The sequence below is a fragment of the Pseudomonas sp. K5002 genome (genome assembly GCF_013386655.1).
Classification (GTDB): domain Bacteria; phylum Pseudomonadota; class Gammaproteobacteria; order Pseudomonadales; family Pseudomonadaceae; genus Aquipseudomonas.
In genome coordinates this window covers 1-2247 of record NZ_JACARK010000872.1, presented here as the reverse complement: position 1 = coordinate 2247, position 2247 = coordinate 1, and the positions used below count along the sequence as shown (strand labels likewise).

Below are 2247 nucleotides of genomic sequence, written 5' to 3'. Positions count from 1 at the left end.
GTCGCCTGACCTTCCTGCAACTGATCATCACCGCCCTCGACGTGGCTGCGGCCGCTACCGTGCTGTATATGCTGCTGCCGGAAGCGCCGCCGTTTGGCCCGTTCCTGCTGGTGTACCTGCTGGCCCTGGCCGCCGGTGTGCTCAGCCATGTACCCGGTGGCGTCGGGGTGTTCGAAGCAATTCTGCTGGCTGCCTTCGCCGACAAGCTCGGTGCCGCGCCACTGGCGGCCGCACTGCTGCTGTACCGGATGATCTATGTGGTGCTGCCGCTGTTGATCGCTTGTGTGTTCCTGCTGGTCAATGAAGCCCAGCGCCTGTTCCATACGCAACAAAGCCTGCGCGCGGCCTCCGGCCTCGCTGCGCCGATCCTGGCCGTACTGGTTTTTTTGTCAGGCGTGGTCCTGCTGTTTTCCGGCGCAACCCCGGAAATCGACTCACGCCTGGAAAACATCGGCTTCCTGATTCCTCATCGCCTGATTGACGCTTCGCACTTTGGTGCCAGCCTGATCGGCGTGCTCTGCCTTCTGTTGGCCCAGGGCCTGCGTCGACGGTTGTCCGCGGCGTGGATGCTGACCATGGTGCTGCTGCTGACCGGCGCCCTGCTCTCCCTGCTCAAGGGTTTCGACTGGGAAGAAGCCAGCCTGATGACCATGACGGCGGTGCTGCTGGCGATCTTCCGGCGCTCGTTCTATCGCGCCAGCCGCCTGACCGAACTGCCGTTCTCGCCGCTGTACCTGGTGGCCAGCGTGTGCGTACTCGGTGCGTCAATCTGGCTGCTGTTGTTCGCCTACCAGGACGTGCCCTACAGCCATCAGTTGTGGTGGCAGTTCACCCTCGACGCCAACGCCCCGCGGGGCCTGCGTTCGCTGCTGGGCGCGGCCGTGGTGCTGGTGGTGGTGTCGCTGACCTGGCTGCTGCGTACCGCGCGCCCGATCATCCACTTGCCGACACCGGATGAGCTGGAGCGCGCCACCAAGATCCTGATGAACTCTGCACAACCCGACGGCGGCCTGGCGCTGACCGGCGACAAGGCCCTGCTGTTTCATCCCAACGACGAAGCGTTCCTGATGTACGCTCGTCGCGGTCGCAGCCTGGTGGCCTTGTACGATCCGATTGGCCCGACCCTGCAACGGGCCGAGATGATCTGGCAGTTCCGCGACCTGTGCGACATTCACCACGCCCGCCCGGTGTTCTACCAGGTGCGCGCGGAGAACCTGCCGTACTACATGGACATCGGCCTCACCGCGATCAAACTGGGTGAAGAAGCCCGGGTCGACCTCAAACGCTTTGACCTGGAAGCCAAGGGCAAAGAGATGAAGGACCTGCGCTACACCTGGAACCGCGGGACCCGTGATGGCTTGTCCCTGGAGATCCACGAACCCGGCCAGGCCCCGATGGAGGAGTTGAAAGTCATCTCCGACGCATGGCTGACCGGCAAGAACGTGCGGGAAAAAGGCTTTTCCCTTGGACGATTCAGCGACGACTACCTCAAGCACTTTCGTATTGCGATCATTCGCTTCGAAGGGCGCCCGGTAGCGTTTGCGAACCTGCTTGAGACCTACAGCCACGACCTGGCCAGTCTCGACCTGATGCGTGCGCACCCGGACGCGCCGAAACTGACCATGGAATTCATGATGGTCGGCCTGATTCAACATTATAAGAACCATGGCTACGCCCGCTTCAGCCTCGGCATGGTGCCGTTGTCGGGCCTGCAACCACGACGTGGCGCCCCGCTGACCCAACGCCTGGGCTCGATGGTGTTCCGCCGTGGCGAGCAACTGTATAACTTCCAAGGCTTGCGCCGCTTCAAAGACAAGTTCCAGCCTGACTGGGAACCCCGTTATATGGCCGTGCCCGCAGGACTTGATCCGCTGGTGGCACTGGCCGACACCGCCGCCCTGATTGCGGGCGGCTTGACTGGATTGGTGAAACGCTGATGATTCGACGCTCCTGGCGGTATGTATTGGCATTTTTGGTGGTACTGGCACTGATCCTCGGTGGCGGCTACTGGTACTGGAACCGCCCTGCACCGCAACCGACTCTGGAACAACTGCCCCAGGCCGATGGCACGGTCCTGACCCGCGTCACCCCGGGTACCGCGCCCAAGGCCCGCGTGGCCGTGGCCGTGCTGGCCGACGAAACCCTGACCGACAGCCAACTGATCGCCCTGAGCCAGGGCGGCGCAGCGCAGATCGTCCAGGTGATCCTGCCCAAGGATGACTGCAAGCTGCAGGAACAATCCGTGCA

The 2247-nt window shown here is 63.1% G+C and carries 1 protein-coding gene and 1 pseudogene; both read left to right on the top strand.

Translation table 11 applies throughout. From position 1 onward, the window contains the following. The coding region (gene mprF, locus HX846_RS30280) for a bifunctional lysylphosphatidylglycerol flippase/synthetase MprF (protein ID WP_178966793.1) at nt 1–1937 on the top strand (1937 nt) is incomplete at its 5' end. After that, nucleotides 1937–2247: pseudogene (locus HX846_RS30275) on the top strand (virulence factor family protein); the annotation flags it as partial. The gene mprF and the pseudogene HX846_RS30275, both read left to right, overlap by 1 nt.